Origin of the sequence: Roseomonas sp. KE0001, assembly GCF_016107285.1 — a bacterium.
In the GTDB taxonomy this organism is placed as follows: domain Bacteria; phylum Pseudomonadota; class Alphaproteobacteria; order Acetobacterales; family Acetobacteraceae; genus Pseudoroseomonas.
The window spans coordinates 1-23,554 of record NZ_RCVQ01000008.1 but is presented as its reverse complement, the minus strand read 5'-3'; the positions used below and the strand labels follow the sequence as shown (position 1 = coordinate 23,554).

Genomic DNA, 23,554 nt, shown 5'->3' with positions numbered 1-23,554 from the left:
GGTGATGGAATTTCGAAATTTCTGGTTGTTACATGACATGATTTCTAGGGTAATGGCGTTCGTTTGTTGGTATTTACTCTGAATAAATGGCGAGGTCTCTGCTGCCTGAGTCAGCCCATCAGCAGGGCTGCCATCCCCAGCACTGCCAGGAGCTGCAGCTTGCAGGCCCGGCGGTACAGCAGGAGGGCCCGCCGCAGGTCCTCCACCCCGGCCCGGGCGCGTCCCTCGCCCATCCAGGCGTCCTCGACCCGCTCCGTGCCATAGACGCGCGGTCCGGCGAGGCGCAGGCCCAGCGCGCCGGCCATCGCCGCCTCCGGCCAGCCGGCATTGGGCGAGCGGTGGCGGCCGGCATCCCGGCGCACCGCCCGCCAGGCGCCCGCCGCGTCGAAGCCGGGGGAGAGCCAGGCGGCCAGGACGAGCCAGAGCGCGGCGAGGCGGGAGGCGGGAAGGTTCACCCCGTCGTCGAGCCGCGCCGCGGCCCAGCCGAACGCCTCGTGTCGGGGCGAGCGATGGCCGATCATGCTGTCCGCCGTGTTCACCGCCTTGTAGAGCACGGCGCCCGGCAGGCCCCCGGCGCCCAGCCAGAAGGCGGGCGCCACCACCCCGTCGGAGAAGTTCTCCGCCAGGCTCTCGATGGCGGCGCGGCAGACCCCCGCCTCGTCCAGCGTCTCGGGGTTGCGGCCGACGATCATGGCGACCGCGGCCCGTCCGCCCTCCAGGCCGCCGTCCTCCAGCCCCTCGGCCACCGCCAGCACATGCTGGTGCAGGCTGCGCTGGGCCGGCAGGCTGGCGGCGAGCAGGGCCAGCAGGCCGAGCGCCGCCGGCTTCGGCAGCCCGGCCAAGATCGCCGCCTGCAGCAGCAGGGCCGGAAGGCCGCAGGCCAGGAGCAGCAGGCCCACCGCCAGCACGCCGCGGCGGCGCCGGCGGCGGAAGGACAGGTCCTCCCGGTTGAGCCGGCGGTCCAGCCCGCCGATCAGCGCGCCCATCCAGACCACCGGATGGCGGATGGCGGCGAAGAGCGGCCTGGGGTAGCCGAGAGCCGCCTCGGCGAGCAGCGCCCCGGCCAGGATCAGCAGCGAGTCGGGGGGCGGGGGAAGGATCATGGCGCGGGAAGGGGGGCTAACATGACGCGGGATGGCTTGGAACATGGCGGGCGGCTGGACGCGGCGCGGCGGCGCTTTCCCGGCGCGCCGGAGCCCTTCCTGGATCTCTCGACCGGGATCAACCCCGTCCCCTGGCCCCTGCCGCCCCTGCCGCCCACGGCCTTCACGCGCCTGCCCGAGCCGGAGGCCGAGGCGGCGCTGCGGGCCGTGGCCGCCGCGGCCTATGGCGCCGCCGACCCCGCGATGGTCGCGGCGGCGCCGGGCACGCAGCTGCTGATCCAGCTGCTGCCGCGACTGTTCCCGCAACCCCGGCTGCGCGTCCTCGGGCCGACCTATGCCGAGCACGCCGCCTGCTGGCGCGCCGCCGGTACGGTGGTCGAGGAGGTCGAGGAGGCCGCCGCGCTGGCGGGCGGCGGCGCGGCCCTGCTTTGCAATCCCAACAACCCCGATGGTCGCCGCCTGCCGCGCGCCGCCCTGTGGGCCCTGGCCGACCGCATGGCGGAGCGGGGCGGGCTGCTGGTGGTGGACGAGGCCTTCGCCGACCTGGAGCCCGGCGAGGCGGAGCCGGCCGCCGCGCTGCTGCCGCACCCGGCGCTGATCCTGCTGCGGTCCTTCGGCAAGAGCTACGGGCTGGCCGGGCTGCGACTGGGCTTCGCCCTGGCCGCGCCCGAACGGGCGATGGCGATCCGCGCGGCGCTCGGCCCCTGGGCGGTGTCGGGCCCGGCGCTGGCGATCGGGCGGGCGGCCCTGCCGGACGCGGCCTGGCGCCGGGCGGCCGCGGCACGGCTGGCGGGGGACGCGGCGCGGCTCGACGGGTTGCTGGAAGACGCGGGGCTGCGGGTGGTGGGCGGCACCCGGCTGTTCCGGCTGGCGCGGGGCGAGGCCGGCGCCTGGCATGCGCGGCTGGGCCGGGCCGGCATCCTGACCCGCGCCTTCGCCGCCCGGCCGGACTGGCTGCGCTTCGGCCTGCCGGGGAACGAGGCGGGCTGGGCGCGGCTGGAGGCGGCGCTGCGCCCCGCCGGAAGCGGCTGAACCGATTCGCTTCACGACCCTTCGCGCAGCGCCGGGTCCTCGCCGAAAGTTATTGCGAGTAATTCTCATTATCGCTTAGCATGGCCCCATCGCCTCACCGGAAGGGGAAGCCCGTCATGTTCCATCACCGTTCCTGCGGCGCCGCCCAGATCGTCGCGCTGATGGCCGCGCATCGCGACGCGCGGAAGGCCGCGACCGGCCTGTGCCAGAAGGATATCGACCGGCTGCTGGAGGCCCTCTCGGCCGCCGCCGGGGGAGAGGCGGACAGCCGCGCCGCCGCGTCGTCGCCAGGGGGGCACGCGAGAGAGGCGCACGCATCCGCCTGAGCCCACCGAGACCGCCATGGCGAGGCGGGGGCGTTTTCGATAAGACCCCCGCATGACCGATGACATCCCCGTCCATCCCGCGGAGGCCGCCATCCAGGCCTCCGGCCTGCGGGTCGAGAAGCGGGAGATGCCGCAGCTCATCCGCCGCGTCGCCCGCCGCCTGCCGGCCGATGCCGCGGCGGTGCGCGAGGCGCTGGCGGAGGTGCGGCGCAAGAGCTGGGCGGCGGCGATGCGCGACATGGCCGGCCGCGCCGGCCAGCCCTGGCTGCGCCCCCAGGAGGCCGAGGCCGCCGCCGCCACCCTGACCGACCCCGAGCCGCACGAGGCCGACCTGCGCCTCGCGCTGGAGGCCGCCGGCGCCGCCCGGCTGCGCGCCGCCGGCCGGACGCCCGAGCTGGCGCTGGAGGCGGTGGCCGGTGATCTGGCCGATGCCGGCACCGCCCTCCCGGCCGAGCGCCATGCGGCGCTGGCCCTCGCCGTGGCCCAGGCGCACGGGCTCGATGCCGCCACGGCCGCGCGCTTCGTGCTCGATTCGCAGCGGCTCGAGGAGGGGCGCCGGCGGGATCTGCGCGCCGCCGAGACGGCCGCCCGCTCGAAGCGGCGCGAGGAGGTGGCGCGGCTGCGGGCCTGGGAGAAGAGCCTCGTCGGCATCGAGGCGCTGCCCGGCCTGCTGCGCTGCTCCGAGCGGGAGGCGCTGCGCTGGGTCGGCGCCGGGCTGGTTCCGGTGGCGCGCCGCGTGCGCGAGGCGAAGGGCCGGCGCGAGCGCTGGGAGTTCGACCCGGCCGAGATCGCGCCGCTGCGCCGTGAGGTGTTCTCCTGGCGCGAGGCCGAGCGCGCCGCCGCTCCGTCGGCCGAGCCGGCCCGGCCCGGCCGGTCGGGCGGCGAGCGGCTCGACCCCCGGGCCCTGGCCCGGGCCGAGGCCGCCGCCGGCAAGGGCGGCAAGCTGGCCAATGCCGCCATCGCCCGCGTCGCCGCGCTGGACCGCTACGCGGCGCATTTCGTCACCGCGCGGGCGATGATCCGCCGCATCACCATCGTCACCGGCCCGACCAACAGCGGCAAGAGCCACCTGGCGCTCGACCGGCTGGCGGCGGCGGAGAGCGGCCTGGCCCTGGCGCCGCTGCGCCTGCTGGCGCACGAGTTCCGCGAGGCGCTGGCGGCGCGGGGCGTGGCGGCGGCGCTGACCACGGGCGAGGAGCGCATCCCGGCCCCCGGCAGCCGCCACCTCGCCGCCACGGTGGAGATGTGCCCCTTCCACATGCCGGTCGACGTCGCCATCGTCGACGAGGCGCAGCTGCTGCACGACCGCGACCGCGGCGCCGCCTGGACCGCCGCCATCATGGGTGTGCCGGCACGCCAGCTCTTCGTGCTGGGCGCGCCGGAATGCATCCCGATGGTCCGCCGCATCGCCGCGCTCTGCGGCGACGAGGTCGAGGAGATCTCGCTCCAGCGCAAGAGCCCGCTGCATGCCGCCGGCGGGCCGGTCGGCTTCGGCACGCTGCGCGCCGGGGACGCGCTGGTGGCCTTCTCGCGCCGCGACGTGATGGACCTGCGCGAGGAACTGGTGAAGCGCGGCCGCAAGGTCGCCGTGGTCTACGGCGCGCTTTCGCCCGAGGTGCGGCGCGCCGAGGCGGCGCGCTTCCGGGAGGGCGAGGCCGACCTGCTGGTGGCGACGGATGCCATCGGCATGGGGCTGAACCTGCCGATCCGCCGCGTCGTCTTCTCCACCCTGCGCAAGTTCGATGGCGAGGAGCGGCGCGACCTGACCAGCCAGGAGGTGAAGCAGATCGGCGGCCGCGCCGGGCGCTTCGGCCACCATGAGGGCGGCGTGGTCGCGGTGCTGTCCGGGGCCGGCAGCCCGGACTTCGTGCGCGCCATGCTGGAGGCGCCGCCCGCGCCGCCCGCCGAACTGCGCCCGCAGGTGCAGCCGGATGCGGAGATCATCGCCGCGGTCGCCGAGGAGATCGGCTCGGACAGCCTGTTCGGCGTGCTGGCGCGCATCAAGCGCGCCGTTCTGCGCAAGGACGATCCCAACTACCGCCTGGCCGACCTGACGCAGCCCATGGCCATCGCCGCCGCCATCGACGGCGTCGCCGGCCTGTCGCTGATGGATCGCTGGACCTATGCCCTCTGCCCGGTGGACGAGCGCGACAACGGCATCACCCGCCTGGCGCGCTGGGCGGTGGATCATGGCGCCGGGCGGCCGGTGCGGCCGCCGCTGGCCGGGCGCCTGCCGCCGCCGGACAAGGCCAGCGGCGAGGAGCTGCAGAAGGCCGAGAAGGTGCACAAGCGCCTGGTCGCCTGGCGCTGGCTGGCGCTGCGCTTCGCCGCCGCCTATCCGGACCGGGATGAGGCGGAGCTGGAGACGGCGCGGCTCGACGACTGGATCGAGGCCGTGCTGCGCCAGCAGCGGCGCGGCAAGGCGGTGGGGCGGAGCGCGCCGGATCGGGCCGGCCGGAGCGCCCCCCGGTCCTAGAGCGTGATCTGCAGGCGCAGGCCGACCAGCAGCGAATCGGACAGGGCGCGGTTGCCCCGCCGCTCTTCCGCCGCTCCCGCCGCCGGGTTCAGCATCCATTGCACCAGGGGGCGGATCTCCACCGCGCCGAGGGGGAGGTTGTAGTTGACCTCGACGACCGTCTCGTGGCTGCGCTCCGGCCAGGCGGAGCGGGTGACGAAGGCGGTCTCGCGGTCCAGCCGCCGCGCCTCGCGGCCGATATGCGCCTGCGAGACGCCGAGCGAGAGGGTGTCCTGCGGCCGCCAGGGCAGGTCGCGCCAGGCCAGGCCGAGATCGCCCTGCGCCGTCACCGTGTTGCGGCCGGGCGGCGCGTAGAAGCCGCGCGCGAAGATCGCGACCGGGCCGAGGGCGACCTCGCCGATGGCATAGCCGCCATAGTTCTGCCCGTAGCGGCGCGGCGCGCCGGCGCGCGGATCGGCGAGGGAACGCCCCGCGCTGTCGCGCCGCACATCGTCGAAGCCGCCATTGTGGTACCAGCCGCCCAGCCGCAGCACCCAGGGGCGGGGGGCCTCGCCCGGCCTGTCGGCGCCGACCACGGCTTCCGCCAGCATCAGCGCGCCGCCGGTGAAGCTCGGGTTGATACCGTAGCGGTTGTGCCGCTGCGGCTCCGTCTCCTCGCCATAGCGCCCGCCCGGATCGCCGGAGAACAGCGCCAGGCGCAGGCCGCTGCCCTGGTCGGGATCGGCCAGGCTGAGCCGGAGGCCGGGGGCGGCGAAAGGATAGGCCGGGCCGCCCGAGGGCAGCGCCTCGGTGAGCGCGACCGGCCAGCTGAAGGTGCTGTTCACCAGGTATTCCGCGGCGTCGGCGCGGGCGAACTCGTTGTCCGCCGCCATCTGCCCGACCCGCAGCGAGGCCCGGCCCGGCACCGCGTACTGCACCCAGGCATCGGCCAGGGCGGTGGTCGGCAGCGCCTCGGCGCCGCTGGCCGGGGCCAGGCCGCCGGTGAGGGTCTCGGTCGGGCGGCGCCCCACCAGCGCATAGGCGCCGAGGCCGATGCTCCAGCCCCGCAGGCCCGCCATCCGGTCCAGATCCGCCAGCAGGGTCAGCTTCACCTGCCCCAGCGCCGCGGCGCCCCGCCGCAGGCCGCCGTCGAGATTGACGAAGCCGTCCGCCAGGGCTTCGGCGCCCAGGCAGAGGCCGGAGGCCAGGACATGATCGTCGCAGGCCTCGGTGGGATCGGGGGCTTCCTGCGCCCGCAGCGGCGGCGCCAGCAGCACGGCGAGGCCCACCGCGACGAGCAGGGTGGCACGACGCGCGCCTCGGCGGCTCCCGGTGGAGATCGGCATGGAGGTCGGTTCCCGATACGGACGGCGGCAGGCCAAGGGGGCGCCCCCGGTGGCGGTGAAGGCGCGTGCATTATTCCAGCATAAAGCAACCTGAGGTTAAAACTTAAGCTTCCGCAACTTTCATCGCCGCCTCGCATTGGCCGCCAGGATACGCAGAGTCGGGGGAGAGGCGAGGTGTGGGATGCGATCCCCTATTGCGGCGCGGGGCCCGGGCCGGCCGAGGCCTGGAGTCGCTGGAACACGGACCCACTCCTGCTGACCGGCCTGGCGCTGCTCCTGGGGTGGGCGCTGCTGCGGCCGGCCCCGCGGCGTGGCATGGCGCTGCTGGCCTGGTTGGTCCTGGTCGTCGCCTTCGTCTCGCCGCTCTGCGCGCTGAGCTCGGCTCTGTTCGCCGCCCGCACGCTGCATCATGTCCTGCTGATCGGGGTCGCGGCGCCGCTTCTCGCCCTGGCGCTGCGCGACGGCACCCGGCGGCGGGCCGGGGCCTGGCTGTCCCTGGCGCTGCCTCTGCATGTCGTCATCCTCTGGCTCTGGCACGCGCCGCCCGCCTATGCCGCCGCGCTGTCGGGCGACGCGGTCTACTGGGGCATGCAGGCCACGCTGCTGGGCAGCGCGCTGACGTTCTGGGCCGCCGCCCTCGGCCGGCGGGACGAGGCCTGGCCCTATGTCTCCGGCCTGCTGGCGATGATGGCGCAGATGGGCCTGCTCGGCGCGCTGATCACCTTCGCCCCCGCCGCGCTCTACGCGCCGCATCTCGCCACCACCCAGGCCTGGGGCTTCTCGCCCCTGCAGGACCAGCAGCTCGCCGGGCTGATCATGTGGGTGCCGGCCAGCCTGATCTACCTGCTCGCCGCCCTGGTTCGCGCCGGACGCTGGCTGGACGAGGCGGCGCCTGAGCGGGATGCCTGAGATGGCCTGGCTGAAGGCCGCGCATATCGCCACGCTCTGCGTCTGGTGCGCCGGGCTGATCTTCCTGCCGAGCCTCTTCATCGGCCGTGCCCGCCATCCGTCCGGGCCGCAACTGAGGCAGCTCTGGAAGTTCACCTGGGTCGGCTACCGCGCCATCGTCTCGCCGGCGGCGGTGCTGGCCATCACCACCGGCACCGGGCTGATCTTCGCCTATGGCGTGCTGGTGCCCTGGCTCTTCCTGAAGCTGATGGTGGTGGGGGGGATGGTGGCGCTGCACATGTACTGCGGCCATGTGCTCGGGCTGCTGGCGGAGCCGGAGCGCTGCTACGCGCGCTGGCGCAGCATCCTGATGATCGTCACCGCCTGCCTGCTGATCCTGGTGGTGCTGCTGCTGGTGCTGGGCAAGCCCGGGATCGGCGACGGCGTCTTCCCCGACTGGCTGCGCCAGCCGGGGAAGGGGCAGGAGCTCTATCAGTCGTCGCCCGAGAGCATGAGGCCGATCTGATGCTCGAACACCAGCTTGCCGCCATGCCAGCCCGCCAGCCCGACGAAGACCGCGGCCAGGACCGAGAGGAACAGACCCCAGGGCAGGGGCGTGCCGAGCTCGGCCGGCCCCCCCTCGAACAGCCGCAGCGCCCAGTTGGCGCCGGCGACGGAGAGCAGCATCACCGCGGCCACGAAATGGGTCCATCCGGCGCTGTGGCGGCGGATGTCGCGCACCAGCAGCAGCTCGGCGGTGCCGGACAGGCCGGCGAGCAGGCCAAGCCCGAAGGCGGCGCCGCTGGCCCACAGCCCGGCCCGGACCCAGAAGGGATCGGCCGACCACCAGTAGAAAACGTCGCAGGCCAGTGTCGCCATCACCAGCGCGATCGGAAAGGCGACCAGCATGGCATGGATCGGATGACCCGCGACGGCGACCTTGGAGCCGACGGCGTCGCCGCTGAGTTCAGGAATCGAATTCGACATGAGGCACGGCCCTCCCGGCTGCGGCGTGGCGTGGATGCGGCTTTAAGCGGCGGCTGGCGGGTGGGGTTGCCGGCGGCCCTGCCGCTTCTCGCCGCCTGCTCCGGCCCCCAGTCGGTGCTCGACCCGGCGGGGCCCGGCGCGGCGGCGGTGGCCACGCTCTGGTGGGTGATGTTCGCCGGCGCCAGCTTGATCCTGCTCGGCGTCTGCGGCCTCGCGCTCTATGCCGTGCTGCCGCGCCGGCGCGGGCGCGGCCTGGATGCCGGGCGCTTCCTGGCCGGTGGCGGGCTGGCCTTCCCGCTGGCGGTGCTGGCCGTGCTGCTGGTCGTCTCGCTGCGCGCGGGGGAGGCCTTGCTGCCGCATCCCGGCCCGCGCGTGGTGCGCGCCGAGGGCGAGGCGCGGCAGTGGTTCTGGACCTTCACGCAGTACGACGCGGCGGGGCGCGCCATCCGCACCACCGACGAGCTGCACATCCCGGTGGGCGTGCCGGTCGACCTGCGGCTGACGGCGGCGGATGTGATCCACAGCTTCTGGGTGCCGCGCCTGGCCGGCAAGCTGGACGCCATTCCGGGCCATGAGAACCTGCTGCGCCTGCAGGCCGACGCGCCCGGCCTCTACGAGGGGCAATGCGCCGAGTTCTGCGGCCTGGAGCACACGCGGATGCGCTTCCGCGTGCGCGCCCACGCGCCCGAGGACTATGCCGCCGCCCTGGCCGGGCTGCGCCTCACCCCGACCGCCAATCCGGTGCCGGAGCGCAGCCCATGAACGCCCTTCCGCCCGACCCGATCCGCCGCCACCGCGCGCTGGAGGCGATCTGGGGCACGCCGCCCGGCCTCGGCCGCCTCGCCGCCGTGAACCACACGGTGGTCGGGCTGCGCTTCATGGTCACGGCCTTCGTCTTCTTCGCCATCGGCGGCGTGCTGGCCATGCTGATCCGCGCCCAGCTGGCGACGCCGGGCAACACCTTCATGCCGCCCGGCCTCTACAACCAGGTCTTCACCATGCACGGCACGGTAATGATGTTCCTCTTCGCCATCCCGATGCTCGAAGGGCTGGCGATGTACCTGCTGCCGAAGATGCTTGGCGCGCGCGACCTCGCCTTCCCGCGCCTCTCCGCCTATGGCTACTGGTGCTACCTGCTGGGCGGCGGCTTCATCATCCTCGCCATGCTGCTGGGCATCGCGCCCGATGGCGGCTGGTTCATGTACACGCCGCTTTCCTCCTCGACCTACACGCCGGGAATCAACGCCGATGTCTGGCTGCTCGGCATCACCTTCGTCGAGATCTCGGCGGTCAGCGCGGCGGTGGAGATCACCGCCAGCATCCTGAAGATGCGCGCGCCGGGCATGTCGCTGGCGCGGATGCCGATCTTCGCCTGGTACATGCTGGTGACGGCGGTGATGATGCTGGTGGGCTTCCCGCCGCTGATCCTCGGCAGCATCCTGCTGGAGGTGGAGCGCGCCTTCGGCCTGCCCTTCTTCGACCCGACGCGCGGCGGCGACCCCCTGCTCTGGCAGCACCTCTTCTGGCTGTTCGGCCATCCGGAGGTCTACATCATCTTCCTGCCGGCGGCGGGGGTGATCTCGACCATCCTGCCGGTCTTCGCCCGCCACCGGCTGGTCGGCTACAACTGGATCGTGCTGGCCCTGGTCGCCATGGGGTTCCTGAGCTTCGGCCTCTGGGTGCACCACATGTTCGCCGTCGGCATCCCGCACATGGCGCTGGGCTTCTTCTCCGCGGCCAGCATGGCGGTGGCGATCCCCACGGCGGTGCAGATCTTCGCCTGGCTGGCCACGCTGCTGAAGGGCCGGCCGCGCTTCGACCTGCCGATGCTCTATCTGCTCGGCTTCTTCTTCATCTTCGTCAATGGCGGGCTGACCGGGGTGATGGTCGCCGCCGTGCCCTTCGACTGGCAGGTGCATGACAGCTACTTCGTCGTCGCGCACCTGCACTACGTGCTGATCGGCGGCTTCGTCTTCCCGCTGATGGCGGGCGCCTACTACTGGCTGCCGCACGTCACCGGGCGGATGCCCATCTACCATCTGGGCCATGCCGCCTTCTGGCTGGTCTTCATCGGCGTCAACATGACCTTCCTGCTGATGCACCTGACCGGGCTGCTCGGCATGCCGCGCCGGGTCTATACCTATCCGGCCGGCATCGGCTGGGACTGGCTGAACCTGCTCTCCTCCGTGGGCGGCTTCCTCAGCGCCATCGGCTTCGCCCTCTTCGCCGTGGACATGCTGCTGCTGCGCCGCTTCGGCCGCCGCGCGCCGCGCAACCCCTGGGGCGCGGAGACGCTGGAATGGGCCATGCCGCTGCCGCCGCCGAGCTACAACTTCGCCAGCCTGCCGCCCGCCGAGAGCCGCGACCCGCTGGCGGACCGCCCGCGCCTCGGCCAGGAGGCGGCGGTGGGGATGCACGTCCTCGGCACGCCCCGGCATGGCTGGATGGAGACGCTGGGCGTCGAGGCGGTGAGCGGGCGGCCGGAGCAGGTCATCCTGCTGCCGCGCCCGAGCTTCCTGCCGCTGGCGCTTGGCCTGGCCACGGCCCTCTGCTTCCTGGGCCTGCTGCTCAAGGCCTATTGGCTGACCGGCCTCGGCCTCGCCGGCGTGCTGACGGTCGGCTGGATCTGGTGCTGGAGCCTGGGGGCGCGGCGCGATCCGGCGCGGGTGGCGGCGGGGGAGGGGCTCTTCCTGCCGCTGCACATGGTGGCGCCGGCCCAGCCGGGCTTCCTCGGCATGGGGCTGCTACTGGTGGCCGATGCCGCCTTCTTCGCCTCGCTGGCCTTCGGCGCGCTGTTCCTCGCCCTGGTCGCGCCCGGCTGGCCGCCGCCGGCGCTGCTGGCCTTCGATCCCTGGCTCTCCGCTCTCGGCCTCGCCGGGCTGCTGGCGGCGCCGCTGGCGACGCTGCTGGCCCGGGCCAGCCTGCGCCGCGGCGGAACCGGGGCCTGTTCCTGGCTCATGGGCCTCGGCGCCCTGGCCGGGCTGCTGGCCGCCTTCGCCTTCGCGGCCCTGCCGCTCTGGCGGGGGCAGGACTTCACCGGCCATGCCTATGCGGCGACGGCGCTGGTCCTCGGCCTGTACGTCGCGCTGCATGCCGGGCTGGGGGCGGTGATGGCGGGCTTCACCCTGGCGCGCTGCCGGGCGGGCTATGTCTCGGCGCTGCGGGACTTGGCGCCGCGCAACACCGGGCTGTGGCAGGGCTATACGGCCCTCTCCGGCGTGGCGGCGCTGCTGCTGCTGCAACTCTGGCCCTGGCTGGCCGCGCCATGAGCGCGCCGGGGCGCACCGTCCAGAGCCGCGTTCCGGGCATCCTGGTCGCCACCGGGGCCTTCATCCTCTGGAGCCTCGCCTTCCTGGCGCTCTACGTCGCCGTCTCGCTGGGCTGCGCCTGGGGCTGGGACCGGCCCTGGGACGGGGCGGGCGGGTTCGGCCTCAGCCTGCAGCGGCTGGTGGCGCTGGGTGTCTGGGGCCTGCACCTGCTGCTGCTGGCGGGGCTGCTGGCCTGGGCCTGGGCGCCCGGGCCGCTCGACAATGGCGAGCGCCAGTTCCGCCGCGTCCTCGCCATCGGCGGCGCGGCCTTCGGCCTGATGGCGACGCTCTGGACGGGGCTCCCGGTGTTCCTGGCCTCCGACTGCCTGTGAGGGCGCCCCTCAGTCGATCACCGCCTGATAGCTCAGCACGCGCAGCTCGCGCCGGATCGGCCAGGTCGAGGAAGGGGTGAGCTGGGTCATCAGGATCACCGCCATCTCCTCCGCTGGATCGATCCAGAAGGCGGTGGAGGCGGCACCGCCCCAGGCATATTCGCCCGGCGTGCCGAGGATCTGCGCCCGGGCCGGATCGAGCATGACCGAGAAGCCCAGCCCGAAGCCGATGCCCTCGGCCGTGGATTCCGACCAGCGCGCCTGGCCCATCGCCGCCATGTCGCCGTTCAGGTGGTTGGCGGTCATCAGCGCCACCGTCTTGCGGCCGAGCAGGCGGGTGCCCTCGAGCGCCCCCTTGTTCAGCATGAGCTGGCAGAAGCGCCAGTAGTCGGCGACGGTGGAGACCAGGCCGCCGCCGCCCGAGCAGACCGCGCGCGGCCGGAGGTAGCGGCTGCCGGCCGGCGCATCGATGACGGCAAGGCCGTCCGGGCCGTGGGCGTAGTTGGCGGCGAGGCGGTGATGCTTCTCCGGCGGCACGTGGAAGTCGGTATCCACCATGCCGAGCGGCTCGATGACGCGCCGGCGCAGGAAGACCTCGAAGGGTTCGCCCGAGATCACCGCCACCAGATGGCCCAGCACGTCGGTGGCGATGCTGTAGTTCCAGGCCTCGCCAGGCTGGGCGATCAGCGGCAGCCGCGCGGCCTCGGCCACCACCGCGGCCAGGCTGCTCTCGGCGGTCTGGAAGTCCACGCCGCGCTCCCGGTAGAGCGCGTCGACCAGTGTCGCCTGCATGAAGCCGTAGGTCAGGCCGGAGGTGTGGGTCAGCAGGTCGCGGAAGGTGATGTCGCGCCGCGCCGGCACCGTCTCCAGCCGGCCGCGCGCGCCGCCGGTGCAGACGCGCATGTTCGCGAAGTCCGGCAGGAAGCGGGTGATGGGATCGTCGAGCTGGAAACCGCCTTCCTCATAGAGCATCAGGATGGCCAGGCTGGTGAGCGGCTTGGTCATGGAATAGATGCGGAAGATGGTCTCCGGCCGCATCGGCGTGCCGGACGCGATCTCGGCCAGGCCCGTGCTGTGCAGATGCGCGACCCGCCCCCGCCGGGCGACCATGGTGGTGAGGCCGGGCAGCTTGCCTTCGGCCACCAGCCGCTCCGCCCATCCCTCGATCCGGCGCAGGCGCTGCGGGCAGAGGCCGAGCCTCTCGGGCGGGACGAGATCCATGGGCGGGCTCCACGGCCGGAAAGAGGGAGGAGGATCCTGCGCCAGCCGCTTCGCCGCGTCGAGCCCACGGGGCCCCAAGGGGGGCTTTGAGAGCCCCGATCTTCCCGCATCGGAATGGTATTCCGCATATTGAATAGATGCGGGGAGGCGTCTAGCCTGCGCGCCAAGTTCAGAGGGGCCGGTCCACAGCCGGGCGGGCCCGGGGAAGGAAAGCAGGCGGGTGGCGGCGGCCGGGCCGAGGGCGCGGCGCGGCCTCCCGCCCGGACAAGGATGCCGCCGGTGCCAGACACGACTGCCCAGGACGCGCTGCCCATGGAGGCGCTCTCGGCCCTGCTCTCGCCACGCTCGGTGGCGGTGGTCGGGGCCTCGGCCGATGCCACGCGCATCGGCGGTCGCCCCATCGCCTCGATGCTGGAGGCCGGCTACCAGGGCAAGATCCTGCCGGTGAACCCCAAGAGCGGATTGATCCAGGGCCTGCCCGCCTGGCAGTCGGTCGCGGCCTTGCCGGAGGTTCCGGACGTCGCCATCGTCGCCGTGCCGGCCGCCGCCGTGGCGCCGACCATGGCGGAGCTGGGCGCGCGCGGCGTCAAGGCGGCCATCATGTTCAGCGCCGGCTTCGCCGAGATGGGCGAGGCGGGCGCCGAGGCCGAGGCGCGCATCGTGGCCCGGGCCCGCGCCGACGGCATGCGCGTGCTGGGGCCGAACTGCCTCGGCCTGTTCAATGCCCGCACCGCCTTCTTCGGCACCTTCTCGACCAGCCTCGAGCGCGGCATGCCGACCCCGGGCCCGATCGGCATCGCCAGCCAGTCCGGCGCCTATGGCATGCACCTTTTCGGCATGGCGCGCGACCACGGGCTCGGCATCTCCTGCTGCGTCACCACCGGCAACGAGGCCGACCTCAATGTCGGCGACATGATCGGCTGGATGGCGCAGGATGACGGGACCGAGGTGATCGCCGCCTATTCGGAGGGCATCCGCGACGCGAAGAGCTTCCTCGCCGCGCTGGAGCTGGCGCGCCGGAACCGCAAGCCGGTGGTGATGATGAAGGTCGGGCGCAGCACCGTGGGCAGCGCCGCCGCCAAGTCGCACACCGCCTCCATCGCCGGCGACGACGCCGTGACCGACGCGGTGCTGGCCGAGTACGGCGTGGTGCGCGCCCGCACCACGGAGGAACTGCTCGACATCGCGCGGCTCGCGACGCAGCGCATCTATCCGGTGGGCAACACGCTCGGCGTGCTGACCATCAGCGGCGGGGCGGGCGTGCTGATCTCGGACGCGGCTGAGGCCGCCGGCCTCGCCATGCCGCCCATGCCGCAGGCGGCGCAGGAGAAGCTGCGCGGCCTGGTGCCCTTCTCGGCGCCGCAGAACCCGGTGGACTGCACGGCCCAGGCGCTGAACGACCTGACGCTGGTCGGCCGCTTCGCCGAGTCCATGGTGGTCGATGGCGGCTACAAGTCGGCGCTCTGCTTCTTCACCCACACCGGCGGCGCCGCCTCGGTCGCGCCGCATCTCCGGCGCGAGCTGGGCGCGGTGCGCCGCGCGCATCCGGACCGGCTCTTCGTCCTGTCCATCCTCGCCAATCCCGACCAGATCCGCGAGTTCGAGAGCGACGGCTTCACCGTCTTCGAGGATCCCTCGCGCGCCGTGGTGGCGATCCAGGCCATGGGCCGCTTCGGCGACGCCTTCGCCGCCGCCGCGCCCGCGGCGCCACCGGCCCTGCCGCCCGTCGCCCTGCCGTCCAGCACGCCGAGCGAGGCCGAGGCCAAGCGCATCCTGGGCGAGGCCGGCATCGCCGCCGCGCCCGAGCGCGCCTGCGCCACGGTGGAGGAGGCGGTCGCCGCCGCCGAGGGCTTCGGCTATCCGGTGGTGCTGAAGATCCTCTCGCCCGACATCCTGCACAAGTCCGAGATCGGCGGCGTGCTGCTGAACGTGACCGGGGCCGAGGCGGTGCGCGAGGGCTTCGCCCTGCTGAAGCGGCGCGCGGCGGAGGCGGCGCCGCGGGCGCGCATCGAGGGCGTGCTGGTGGCGAAGCAGCTCTCGGGCGGCGTCGAATGCATCCTCGGCGTGCATCGCGACCCGGTCTTCGGCCCGGTCGCCATGTTCGGCCTGGGCGGCATCTTCGTCGAGGTGCTGAAGGACGTCGCCTTCCGCCGCTGCCCCTTTGGCGAGGCGGAGGCCGAGGCGCTGATCCGCTCGATCCGCGGCGCGCCGCTGCTGCAGGGTGCCCGCGGCCGCCCGCCGGCCGACATCAAGGCGCTGGCCGCCATGCTCTCGCGCCTGTCCGTCTTCGCCCACCAGGCCGGCCCCGGCCTGGCCGGCATCGACCTCAACCCCGTCTTCGCCATGCCCGAGGGGCAGGGCGCCTTCGCCGCCGATGCGGTGATCGACATCGCGGAGGACCAAGCGTGATCGACTACGAGAAGCTTCTCAACTTCCCGATCCCCGAGGTGCGGCAGCGCGTGACGCCGCGCGACGCCGTGTTCTACGCCCTGTCCATCGGGCTCGGCCAGGACCCGATGGACAAGCGGCAGCTCGACTATGTCGACGCGCACCGCGCCCTGCGCGTGATGCCCTCGATGGCGGTGGTGATCGCCCATCCCGGCTTCTGGCTGGCCAATCCCGAGACCGGTGTCGATGCGGTCAAGGTGGTGCATGGCGAGCAGCGCATCACCCTGCACTGCCCGCTGCCGGTCGATGGCGAGGTCATCGGCCGCACCCGCGTCACCGGCATCGTCGACAAGGGCGAGGGCAAGGGCGCGCTGCTCTATTCCGAGAAGGAGATCACCGACGCGGCGACCGGCGCGCTGCTGGCGGTGACGGGCAGCACCACCTTCCTGCGCGGCGACGGCGGCTTCGGCGGCCCGGCGGGCCCGGTGCAGCCGGTCCATCCGGTGCCGGAGACGGCGCCCGACATCACGCTGGACCTGGCGACGCGGCCGGAACAGGCGCTGTACTACCGGCTGAACGGCGATGACAATCCGCTGCACGCCGACCCCGATATCGCGGCGCGCGCGGGCTTCCCGCGGCCAATCCTGCACGGGCTCTGCACACTCGGCGTGGTGACGCACGCGCTGGTGCGCGAACTCGGCAACTACGATGCGGCGGCGATGAAGGGCCTGGCGCTGCGCTTCTCCTCGCCGGTCTATCCCGGGGAGACGATCCGCACCGAGATCTGGAAGAGCGGCGCCTTCCGCGCCCGTGTGGTCGAGCGCGACGTGGTGGTGGTCAACAACGGCAAGGCGGATTTCGCATGAGCGCGGCGCTCGATCAGGCGGCGGAGGAGCGGGCCGAATCGATTCGCATGATCCGCGACAGCGCGGCCGGCCTCGCGCCGCGCGGTGGTGACCGCAAGCGCATCCGCGCCCTGCGCTTCGAGGCGCCGGGCTTCGATGCCGGCGTGCTTCGGCAGATGGGCGAGCAGGGCTGGATCGGCCTTCGCGTGCCCGAGGAGCGGGGGGGCGCCGGGCTCGGCATGAGCGAGTTCTGCGCCGTGGCCGAGGAACTCGGCGCGGCCCTGGCGCCGGAGCCGCTGGTCGGCGCGGCGCTGTCGGCCCGGCTGCTCTCGGCCGTGGGCGCGGAGGCGCCGCTGGCGCGGCTGCTCTCCGGCGAGGCCCTGGTGCTGACCGCCTGGCAGGAGGCCGCCGGGCGGCTGGATGTGCCGGGCACCGCCGATGCGCCGCGCCTGTTCATCGGCCAGGCCGGCGGCGCCGAGGCCTTCCTGGTGCCGGTGCGCGAGGGCGACGGGCTGTCGCTGCGCCTGCAGCCGCGCGCGGGGGCCGACCTGACGCTGGAGAAGACGCAGGATGGCGGGTTCTTCGGCACGCTGCGCCCGTCCGGCGGGGAGAGTCTCGGCACGGTCGCCGTGGCGGAGGTGGAGGACGCGCTGGACGAGGCGGCCCTCGGCACCGCCGCCTACCTGCTCGGCGTCGCCGATCAGGCCTTCACGGTCACGCTGGACTATCTCCGCACGCGGCAGCAGTTCGGCAAGCCGATCGGCAGCTTCCAGGCGCTGCAGCACCGCGCCGCCGATCTCAAGATCCAGCTCGCCCTGACGCGCGCCAGCATCGAATCCGCCGCCGCCACGCTGGACCGGGAGGGTTCGCCGCGCGCCGCGCGCCGCGCCGCCGTCTCCCGCGCCAAGGCACGCGCCTCGGACACGGCGATGCTGGTGACCAAGCAGTCGATCCAGCTTCACGGCGGCATCGGCTACACCGACGAGGCCGACATCAGCCTCTATCTCCGCAAGACCATGGTGCTGTTCAACCAGTTCGGCCCGGCGGCGCTGCACCGCCGCCGCTTTGCCGCCGAGGCGCGGGAGGAAGAGGCATGAGCCAGTCCGCCGAGATGAGTTCCGCCGGCACCAACTGGGATGCGCTGTCGGACGAGGAATTCCGCGCCGAGGTGCGGCGCTTCGTCGAGAGCGAGTATCCCGCCGAGCTGCGGAATCCGCAGCACCGGCTGCACTGGGAGCAGGGCCAGGCTTGGTTCGAGAAGGTCAAGGCCAAGGGGTGGGTGGCGCCGGGCTGGCCGCGCGAGCTGGGCGGCATGGGCCTCAGCGCCGCCAAGCAGATCATCCTGATCGAGGAGTATGAGCGGCATGGCGTGGCGCGCCTGCCCGATCACGGCGTGATCATGCTCGGCCCCCTGCTGATCCGCTTCGGCACCGAGGCGCAGCGGAGCCGCTTCCTGCCGCGCATCCTGGCGGGCGAGGACATCTGGTGCCAGGGCTATTCCGAGCCGGGCGCGGGTTCCGACCTCGCCTCGCTGCGCACCGAGGCGGTGCTGGATGGCGACCACTACGTGGTCAACGGCCAGAAGATCTGGACCACGCTGGCCACCGACGCCAACTGGATCTTCTGCCTGGTCCGCACCGACAAGACGGCGAAGAAGCAGGAAGGCATCAGCTTCCTGCTGATCGACATGAAGACGCCGGGCGTGACGGTGCGGCCGATCATCAATCTCGGCCTGCATGACGAGTTCTGCGAGGTGTTCTTCGACAATGTCCGCGTGCCGCGGGAGAACCTGGTCGGCCAGCCGAACAAGGGCTGGAGCATGGCCAAGGCGCTGCTCGGCTTCGAGCGCATCTTCCTGGGCTCGCCGCGCCAGTCGGGCTACGCGCTGGGCCGCCTGAAGAACCTGGCCGAGCGGATGGGCGTGTTCGACGAGCCGGACTTCCAGGAGCGCTACACGAGGCTGCGGCTGGATCTCGAGGACCACAAGGCGCTCTACGAGACCTATGTCGCCATCCTGCGGCGCGGCGAATCGCTTGGCCCCGACGTGTCCATGCTGAAGCTGCATCAGGCCGAGCTGTTCCAGCGCATCACCGAGGTGATGATGGACATCGCCGGAGAGAATGCCGGCCTGCTGGAGCCGATGGGCGGCAACCGGGATCTCCACCCCTCCGGCCAGTTCATCGAGGCGCGGCCGACGACGATCTACGGCGGCAGCTCCGAGATCCAGCGCGGCATCCTGGCCAAGAACGTGCTGGAGCTGCCCGGCTGATGCGCGGCGGAGGCGGCCGGTGACAAGGCCGCCCCGCGCGGAAGGAGGAATGATGCCGATCGCCCCGAACCGCCGCGGCCTTCTGACAGCCGCGGGCCTGCTCGCCCTGCCGGCCGTGGCGCGCGCCCAGCCGGGCACCACGGCGGACGCCCAGGGGGGCACATGGCCGCAGCGGACCATCCGCATGATCATCCCCTTCCCGCCCGGCGGCACGACCGACCTCATCGGTCGCCTGCTGGCCGAGCAGCTCTCGGCGCGGCTCGGCCAGGCGGTGGTGGTCGAGAACCGCGGCGGGGCGGGCGGCAATATCGGCGCCGACGCGGTCGCCAAGGCGGAGCCCGATGGCTACACCATCCTGATGGCCTCGATCGGCACGGCGGCCATCAACTACGCCGCCTACGGGTCGCGCATGCCCTACCAGCCGAAGGACCTCGCCGCCGTCGGACTGGTGACGCGCGTCGCGAATGTCGTGCTGGCGGCGAAGGGGATGGCGATCACCGATATCGCCGGCATGCTCGCGGCGGCGAGGAAGGACCCCGGCGGGCTGAACTACGGCACCTCCGGCATCGGCGGCAGCCCGCATGCCTGCATGGAGCTGCTTAAGGCGCGCACCGGCATCGACATCCAGCACGTGCCCTATCGCGGCTCGGGCCCGATGCTGACCGAACTGGTCTCCGGCCGGATCGAGCTGGCGATGGACAACATCCCCTCGGCGCTCAACTTCATCCGCGAGGGGCAGATCCGCGCGCTGGCGGTGACCAGCGCCATGCGCTCGCCGGTGCTGCCGGACGTGCCGACGCTGCAGGAGGCGGGGATCGCGGATTTCGACGCGGTCTCCTGGTTCGGCATCCAGGCGCCGGCCAGGACCCCGGCGCCCGTCGTGGCGCGGCTGGGACGCGAGATCGATGCGGTGGTGCGCGAGGCGGGGTGGACCCGGCGGATGCAGGACTTCGCCGCCGAGCAGCCACGGCTGACGCCGGAGGGCGGCACCACGCCGCAGGCTTTCGAGGTTTTCATCCGCGAGGAGATCGCGCGCTGGGCCGAGGTGGCGCGGGCCGGCCGTATCGTGGTGCAATGAGTATGGAACGCATGAGAAGGAGAGGCTGCCTGTGAGTATCCGAGGCAAGGCCTGCATCGTCGGCGCCTATGAGCATCCGACGCGCAAGGCCGAGGACAAGAGCACCGCGCAACTCCATGCCGAGGTGGCGCTGGGGGCGCTGCGCGACGCCGGGCTGACCCGCCGCGACGTGGACGCCTATTTCTGTGCCGGCGACGCGCCCGGCATGGGCCCGCTGAGCATGGCCGACTATATCGGCCTCGACCGGCTGAAGCATGTCGATGCCACGGATCTCGGCGGCTGCTCCTATCTGGCGCATGTGGCCCACGCGGCCGAGGCCATCGCCCTCGGCAAGTGCAGCGTGGCGCTGATCACGCTGGCCGGGCGGCCGCGCGCCGAGGGCATGGCGACCGGCACCGCGCCGCGCGCCGGCAATCCCGCGCAGCCCGACGTGCAGTTCGAATACCCCTATGGCGCGGCGATCGCGAACATGTACGCCATGTGCGCCCGCCGGCACATGTACGAGTTCGGCACCACCAGCGAGCAGCTGGCCTGGATCAAGGTCGCCGCCTCGCACCATGCGCAGCACAATGAGCATGCCATGCTGCGCAAGGTGGTGACGGTCGAGGATGTGGTGAACTCGCCGCTGGTGGCCGATCCGCTGCACCGCCTCGATTGCTGCGTCATCAGCGACGGCGGCGGCGCGCTGATCGTCACCAGCCCGGAGGTCGCCCGCAGCCTGAAGCGGCCTGTCGTCACGGTGCGCGGCGCCGGCGAGACGGTGAAGCACCAGATGGGCGGGCAGCTCGACCTGACCTATACCGGCGCGCGCTACTCCGGCGCCCGCGCCTTCGAGATGGCGGGCGTCAGGCCGGCGGACATCAAGTACGCCAGCATCTACGACAGCTTCACCATCACCGTCCTGCTGCAGCTCGAGGACCTCGGTTTCTGCGAGCGTGGCCAGGGCGGCAAGTTCGTCTCCGACGGCAACCTGATCTCGGGCGTCGGCAAGCTGCCCTTCAACACCGATGGCGGCGGGCTCTGCAACAACCACCCGGCCAATCGCGGCGGCATCACCAAGGTGATCGAGGCGGTGCGTCAGCTGCGCGGCGAGGCGCATCCGGCGGTGCAGGTGAAGAATTGCGACCTGGCGCTGGCGCATGGCACGGGCGGCTCGCTCGGCACCCGCCATGGCAGCGCGACGCTGATCCTGGAGAGGGAGTGAGGCCATGAGCGAACAGACCCCGAAGCGCGTGCCGCCGAGCCCGACCCCGGACGTCTCCACCAGGCCCTTCTGGGACGCGGCGCGGGACGGCAAGCTTCTGATCGGCCGCAACACCAAGACCGGCAAGGTGCACTACCCGCCGCGCCCCATCTGCCCCTTCGATGATGAGGGCGAGGTGGAGTTCGTGCCGGCCAGCGGCGAGGGCACGATCTATACCTTCAGCATCATGCGCGCGAAGGTTCCCTATGCCATCGCCTATGTGGAGCTGGCCGAGGGGCCGCGCATCATGACCAATATCGTCGATTGCGACTTCGACAGGATCGAGGTCGGGCAGAAGGTGCGCGTCACCTTCGTGCCCAGCGAGGGCGACGGCCAGCCCGTGCCCATGTTCACGCCCGTCTGAGCCAGGAAGAGGAAACGATCCATGTCCATGCTGGAAGGAAAGGTCGCCATCGTCACCGGCGCTGGCGGCGGAATCGGGCGGGAGATCGCCCTGGCCATGGCCCAGGCCGGGGCCAAGGTCGTGATCAACGACATCGGCGCCTCGCTGAGCGGGGAGGGCGATACCTCCGCCACGCCGGGCGAGCAGACCAAGGGCATCATCGAGCAGCGCGGCGGCACGGCGGTGACCAACACCGACAGCGTCGCCGGCTGGGACAGCGCCCGCCGCATCGTCGCCTCGGCCATCGAGGCCTTCGGCCGCGTTGACATCGTCGTCAACAATGCCGGCATCCTGCGCGACCAGATCTTCCACAAGATGACCGAGGCGGAGTGGCGCGCCGTCATCGACGTGCATCTGAACGGCAGCTTCTTCGTCTCCCGCGCCGCGGCCGAGCATTTCCGCGCCCAGGGCTCGGGCGCCTATGTGCACATGACCTCGACCTCGGGCCTGATCGGCAATTTCGGCCAGGCGAACTATTCGGCGGCCAAGCTCGGCATCGCGGCGCTGTCCAAGTCCATCGCCCTCGACATGCAGCGCTTCGGCGTGCGGTCCAACTGCATCGCGCCCTTCGCCTGGAGCCGCATGACCAGCTCCATCCCGGCCGAGACGCCGGAGCAGAAGGCCCGGGTCGAGAAGCTGAAGCGCATGACGCCGGAGAAGAACGCCACCCTGGCGGTCTTCCTGGCCAGCGACGCGGCGAAGGACGTGAACGGCCAGATCTTCGCGGCCCGCAACAACGAGCTCTTCATCTTCAGCCAGCCCCGCCCGGTGCGCAGCGCCCACCGCTCGGAAGGCTGGACGCCGGAGCTCATCGCGGAACATGCCTGGCCGGCGCTGCGCGGCCATGCCGTGCCGCTCGACCGGAGCCCCGACGTCTTCTCCTGGGACCCGGTCTGATCCATCCTGGCGGCGGAGGAAACCATGCGCATCACCCATGAGCTTGCCACTTTCGCCGCCGGTCTGCGGGCCGAGGCGCTGCCACCCGAGGTGGCGGCGCGGACCCGCGCCCTGGTGCTCGATCTGGTCGGCAACATCGTCCGCGCCCGGAAGGAGGCCGAGAGCACCCCGGCCCTCCTCGCCGCGGTGAAGGCGCTGGGCCTCGACAAGGGCGAGAGCCGGGTCTTCGCTGATACGGCGACCTACAGCCCGGCCGGGGCGGCGCTGATCAACGCCACGCTCGGCCATTCGCTCGATTTCGACGACACGCATGCGGTCGCCGTGGTGCATCCGGGGGCGCCGGTCATTCCGGCGGCGCTGGCGGCGGGCGAGATGACCGGCGCCTCGGGCGCCGAGGTGCAGGTGGCCATCGTCGCCGGCTACGAGGTGGCGCTGCGCCTCGCCCTGGCGCTGCCGGCGGGCGCGCATTACGATCGGGGCTTCCATCCCTCCGCGACCTGCGGCGCCTTCGGCGCGGCGGCGGCGGCGGGGCGGGTTTTCGGGCTGGATGCGGCGGGCATGGCCTCGGCGCTGGGAATCGCGCTCAGCCAATGCGCCGGCAGCCTGCAGTTCCTGGCCAACGGGGCGTGGACCAAGCGGTTCCAGGTCGGCTGGGCCGGCATGGCGGGCCTCGCCGCCGCCACTCTCGCGCGCGAGGGCTTCAAGGGCGCCGCCGATGCCATCGAGGGCAAGCACGGCTTCCTGCGCTCCTACGCGCCGGATCCGAAGCCAGGGCGCGTGCTGCAGGATCTCGGCCAGGTCTGGGAACTGATGCAGACCGGCGTGAAGCCCTATCCAAGTTGCCGCTGGGGCCATGCCGGCATCGACGCGGCCCTCGCGCTGCGGGCCGAGCATGACCTGAAGGCCGAGGAGATCGAGGGCGTCACGCTCGGCATTTCCCGCGCCGGCATGCTGCTGGTGGGCGAACCCGCCGACCGCAAGGCCGATCCGCAGAACATCGTCGATGGCCAGTTCAGCGGGCCCTTCGTCATCGCCACGGCGCTGAGCACCGGCGCCATGGGCTGGGACAGCTACGCGCTGCTGCGCGACCCTTCCATCAGATCCATGATGCGCAAGGTGCGCTGCGAGAACGACCCCGAGATCGAGGCCGAGTTCCCGGCCAATATGTCCGGCAAGCTGACCGTCAGGGCGCGCGGCGAGACCTTCACGCGCAAGGTCATCGTGCCCAAGGGCGAGCCGGACAATTTCTTGACCGAGGCGGAGCTGCGCGCCAAGTTCAGCGGCCTGGCCGATGCCGTGCTGGGGCCGCAGGCGGCCGGGGCGCTGGCCGACACCATCTCCGGGCTCGATCGCCTGAACGACATTTCCCCCCTGTTGCGCAGCCCGGCCGAGGCGCTCTGAAGGATAGCGAGATGGACCATTCGATCGAGGAT

At 72.6% G+C, this 23,554-nt stretch carries 21 protein-coding genes; 17 read left to right on the top strand and 4 right to left on the bottom strand.

Annotated features, from left to right (window positions below; genetic code table 11):
• Positions 1-110: 110 nt before the first annotated feature.
• Positions 111-1,103: an adenosylcobinamide-phosphate synthase CbiB gene (cbiB, locus tag D9598_RS15825; protein ID WP_198367514.1), complete on the bottom strand. Its 993-nt coding sequence runs from the start codon at positions 1,101-1,103 to the stop codon at positions 111-113.
• A gap of 21 nt (positions 1,104-1,124) precedes the next feature.
• Here cbiB and cobD point away from each other — a divergent pair, with 21 nt between their 5' ends.
• From cobD to D9598_RS15810, 3 genes are all read left to right on the top strand, one after another.
• Positions 1,125-2,135, top strand: coding sequence for a threonine-phosphate decarboxylase CobD (gene cobD / locus D9598_RS15820; protein ID WP_198367513.1), 1,011 nt, complete (start codon positions 1,125-1,127; stop codon positions 2,133-2,135).
• A 116-nt stretch (positions 2,136-2,251) separates the two neighbouring features.
• Complete coding sequence (locus tag D9598_RS15815) at positions 2,252-2,461, top strand: hypothetical protein (RefSeq protein ID WP_198367512.1); 210 nt, start codon at positions 2,252-2,254, stop codon at positions 2,459-2,461.
• 52 nt (positions 2,462-2,513) lie between these two features.
• On the top strand, positions 2,514-4,937 hold the full coding sequence (locus tag D9598_RS15810; RefSeq protein ID WP_198367511.1) for a helicase-related protein: 2,424 nt from the start codon (positions 2,514-2,516) through the stop codon (positions 4,935-4,937).
• Here the strand turns inward: D9598_RS15810 and D9598_RS15805 are convergent.
• Positions 4,934-6,262: a carbohydrate porin gene (locus tag D9598_RS15805; RefSeq protein WP_198367510.1), complete on the bottom strand. Its 1,329-nt coding sequence runs from the start codon at positions 6,260-6,262 to the stop codon at positions 4,934-4,936. The two genes, D9598_RS15810 and D9598_RS15805, sit on opposite strands and share 4 nt — an antisense overlap.
• Positions 6,263-6,436: 174 nt before the next feature.
• Between D9598_RS15805 and D9598_RS15800 the strand changes: the two genes are divergently transcribed.
• Both D9598_RS15800 and D9598_RS15795 read left to right on the top strand, forming a co-directional pair.
• Positions 6,437-7,171, top strand: coding sequence for a cytochrome c oxidase assembly protein (locus tag D9598_RS15800; protein WP_198367509.1), 735 nt, complete (start codon positions 6,437-6,439; stop codon positions 7,169-7,171).
• Between the two features lies 1 nt (position 7,172).
• The gene (locus D9598_RS15795) at positions 7,173-7,676 is read left to right on the top strand and encodes a CopD family protein (protein WP_198367508.1); all 504 of its coding nucleotides are present in this window, start codon (positions 7,173-7,175) and stop codon (positions 7,674-7,676) included.
• Here D9598_RS15795 and D9598_RS15790 read toward each other — a convergent pair.
• Positions 7,643-8,137 carry a DUF2231 domain-containing protein gene (locus D9598_RS15790; protein WP_198367507.1) on the bottom strand — a complete coding sequence of 165 codons (495 nt, stop codon included), beginning with the start codon at positions 8,135-8,137 and terminating at the stop codon, positions 7,643-7,645. The genes D9598_RS15795 and D9598_RS15790 overlap by 34 nt on opposite strands.
• A gap of 30 nt (positions 8,138-8,167) precedes the next feature.
• Here D9598_RS15790 and coxB point away from each other — a divergent pair, with 30 nt between their 5' ends.
• Genes coxB through D9598_RS15775 form a run of 3 tightly spaced genes read left to right on the top strand, consistent with a single transcriptional unit; the run spans position 8,168 to position 11,777 of the window.
• Positions 8,168-8,899 carry a cytochrome c oxidase subunit II gene (coxB, locus tag D9598_RS15785; protein WP_198367506.1) on the top strand — a complete coding sequence of 244 codons (732 nt, stop codon included), beginning with the start codon at positions 8,168-8,170 and terminating at the stop codon, positions 8,897-8,899.
• Positions 8,896-11,406 carry a cytochrome c oxidase subunit I gene (gene ctaD / locus D9598_RS15780; protein WP_198367505.1) on the top strand — a complete coding sequence of 837 codons (2,511 nt, stop codon included), beginning with the start codon at positions 8,896-8,898 and terminating at the stop codon, positions 11,404-11,406. Before coxB ends, ctaD begins: the two co-directional genes overlap by 4 nt.
• Positions 11,403-11,777 (top strand): hypothetical protein, encoded by a 375-nt coding sequence (locus D9598_RS15775; RefSeq protein ID WP_198367504.1) that lies wholly within the window; start codon positions 11,403-11,405, stop codon positions 11,775-11,777. The genes ctaD and D9598_RS15775 overlap by 4 nt, the downstream gene beginning before the upstream one ends.
• Positions 11,778-11,786: 9 nt before the next feature.
• On the opposite strand, the gene D9598_RS15770 is transcribed toward D9598_RS15775, so the two are convergent.
• Positions 11,787-12,998: a serine hydrolase gene (locus D9598_RS15770; RefSeq protein WP_198367503.1), complete on the bottom strand. Its 1,212-nt coding sequence runs from the start codon at positions 12,996-12,998 to the stop codon at positions 11,787-11,789.
• Between the two features lie 279 nt (positions 12,999-13,277).
• Between D9598_RS15770 and D9598_RS15765 the strand changes: the two genes are divergently transcribed.
• From D9598_RS15765 to D9598_RS15725, 9 genes are read left to right on the top strand one after another with little or no spacing between them, the layout of a single operon-like run.
• Positions 13,278-15,407 (top strand): acetate--CoA ligase family protein, encoded by a 2,130-nt coding sequence (locus tag D9598_RS15765; protein WP_370592055.1) that lies wholly within the window; start codon positions 13,278-13,280, stop codon positions 15,405-15,407.
• Positions 15,404-16,252: a MaoC/PaaZ C-terminal domain-containing protein gene (locus tag D9598_RS15760; protein WP_198367501.1), complete on the top strand. Its 849-nt coding sequence runs from the start codon at positions 15,404-15,406 to the stop codon at positions 16,250-16,252. The genes D9598_RS15765 and D9598_RS15760 overlap by 4 nt, the downstream gene beginning before the upstream one ends.
• A complete protein-coding gene (locus D9598_RS15755; RefSeq protein WP_198367500.1) occupies positions 16,249-17,328 on the top strand; it encodes an acyl-CoA dehydrogenase family protein in 1,080 nt (359 codons plus the stop codon). The genes D9598_RS15760 and D9598_RS15755 overlap by 4 nt, the downstream gene beginning before the upstream one ends.
• Positions 17,325-18,500, top strand: coding sequence for an acyl-CoA dehydrogenase family protein (locus D9598_RS15750; protein WP_232477316.1), 1,176 nt, complete (start codon positions 17,325-17,327; stop codon positions 18,498-18,500). The genes D9598_RS15755 and D9598_RS15750 overlap by 4 nt, the downstream gene beginning before the upstream one ends.
• Positions 18,501-18,552: 52 nt before the next feature.
• A complete protein-coding gene (locus D9598_RS15745) occupies positions 18,553-19,578 on the top strand; it encodes a tripartite tricarboxylate transporter substrate binding protein (protein ID WP_198367499.1) in 1,026 nt (341 codons plus the stop codon).
• Positions 19,579-19,609: 31 nt separating this feature from the next.
• A complete protein-coding gene (locus tag D9598_RS15740; protein ID WP_198367498.1) occupies positions 19,610-20,782 on the top strand; it encodes a thiolase domain-containing protein in 1,173 nt (390 codons plus the stop codon).
• 4 nt (positions 20,783-20,786) lie between these two features.
• Positions 20,787-21,185: a Zn-ribbon domain-containing OB-fold protein gene (locus D9598_RS15735; protein WP_198367497.1), complete on the top strand. Its 399-nt coding sequence runs from the start codon at positions 20,787-20,789 to the stop codon at positions 21,183-21,185.
• Positions 21,186-21,206: 21 nt separating this feature from the next.
• Complete coding sequence (locus tag D9598_RS15730) at positions 21,207-22,121, top strand: SDR family NAD(P)-dependent oxidoreductase (protein ID WP_370592054.1); 915 nt, start codon at positions 21,207-21,209, stop codon at positions 22,119-22,121.
• 24 nt (positions 22,122-22,145) lie between these two features.
• Positions 22,146-23,522, top strand: a complete 1,377-nt coding sequence (locus tag D9598_RS15725) for an MmgE/PrpD family protein (protein ID WP_198367496.1) — start codon at positions 22,146-22,148, stop codon at positions 23,520-23,522.
• Positions 23,523-23,554 lie beyond the last annotated feature (32 nt).